Annotated in this window: 2 protein-coding genes and 1 pseudogene; all 3 read right to left on the bottom strand. The window is 36.7% G+C overall.

The features are described 5' to 3' along the window. Window positions 1–217: 217 nt before the first annotated feature. The gene (locus ON064_RS18225) at window positions 218–469 is read right to left on the bottom strand and encodes a hypothetical protein (protein ID WP_135449641.1); all 252 of its coding nucleotides are present in this window, start codon (window positions 467–469) and stop codon (window positions 218–220) included. A 75-nt stretch (window positions 470–544) separates the two neighbouring features. Continuing rightward, on the bottom strand, window positions 545–844 hold the full coding sequence (locus ON064_RS18220) for a hypothetical protein (RefSeq protein ID WP_121301343.1): 300 nt from the start codon (window positions 842–844) through the stop codon (window positions 545–547). Between the two features lie 328 nt (window positions 845–1,172). Then, a pseudogene (locus ON064_RS18215) lies at window positions 1,173–1,391 on the bottom strand (ArdC-like ssDNA-binding domain-containing protein); the annotation flags it as partial.

Raw genomic sequence — 1,391 nt, 5'->3', positions numbered from 1 at the left:
CCTTCTCATTTGCTCGGTCTTCTGTTGTTCGACTCGTTCACCCATTAAGAAAAGGACAGGAATCTAGGGGCTGTTTCCGACAGGTTACAGCCCCTGATTATCGGCTTTTTTAGGGAGAAGCGACACATAGAGCGCCTTGAAACGACGGTTGCTAGGCGCTCTTGTGCAGTCGCCCGTGAAAATGCTCTGTACTTGAGTTTATCCTATCAATTAAACATCAATCGGTATTTGCTAAAAAGATCAAGGCGAAAAAGATGAGGCCAGAGACCATATTCCAGTACATCGATTTCTTATTTCCTTTTTTAAAATCATCTATACTTCGCAGAAAAAAGATCAGGGACGGAATGATAAAAAAGAAGTGGAAGAGCAACCGCCAATAAAAACTACCGATTAGCAGGGCAAATCCTACAAACATTAGCGGAATTTCTCTTTTTGGTATTTCGGATTCTTTTTCTTCGGGATTTTTCAATAGATTCCTCGTTTCTTTCGCTCCACACAGCGAAGCCTTAATGGATTCAACAGATCATTAAGCGTACGTTCATGTTCAGTACTGTAAATGTCTAATTTTTTGTCTATAGCGAGTGCGAACCATCCGGTGTAATGCATCTGCTGGCTTAGATTGAATGACTTCTTTAGCATAGGCAAGTTCAATGGGGGCTAATCCTTCTTTTGCTCGTTTTTCGTTCAAATGAGCAACGGTTTTGGAAATACTACCGATATAGGCATAATGTTTAATGATTTGTTTTTCAAGAGTTTGTTCACCATAACTCTCGGCGAGAAACACGTATTTTTCTAACCGGGCAATTTCAGACTTAGCTTTGTACACAGTGGGCAAAATTCTCATTTACTAATCTCCGTTCTACAATAGTTTCCATTTGAGTGGTGTCTTTAACATAATATTTTTTCTTTTTATTGTAAATAATATAAAAATTAGAAAGTGGATAAAAATAACTAGTAAAAGGTTTGTTTTTTATAGATATATCACTTTTAATTACTTAAATTCTAAATTTATTAATGAAAAATAACACCAGTTTTAATCTTTTTCCGATTTAAAATGTAATAAAGGGGATCATTTTACAAAATTAAGCTTAATAGCGTGCGTAACCCAGTAAATTCATGTTCTGACATAGAAAAAGCATTGGAGAAGGAATTCTTCTCCAATGCTTTTTAACTCAACGCTCTAATTCATTTTCTTTTTCTTTCGTTTTTTCACCTTTGTTCAATTGAGCGAAGGCTTCTTTTAATTCAGACGTTTTTCCATGATTCGGATTCAATTCATTCAGGTGTTTTTGTAAATCATCCTTGGACTGGATCTGCGGATTTTTCACCAATTGCCATCCGATGGTGACGCCGTACTTCGCTTCTGCTTGTAAATTCGGTTGCTTCAGCAC

Origin of the sequence: Planococcus sp. A6, assembly GCF_028823615.1 — a bacterium.
In the GTDB taxonomy this organism is placed as follows: domain Bacteria; phylum Bacillota; class Bacilli; order Bacillales_A; family Planococcaceae; genus Planococcus.
This window is presented reverse-complemented; position numbering and strand designations above follow the sequence as displayed.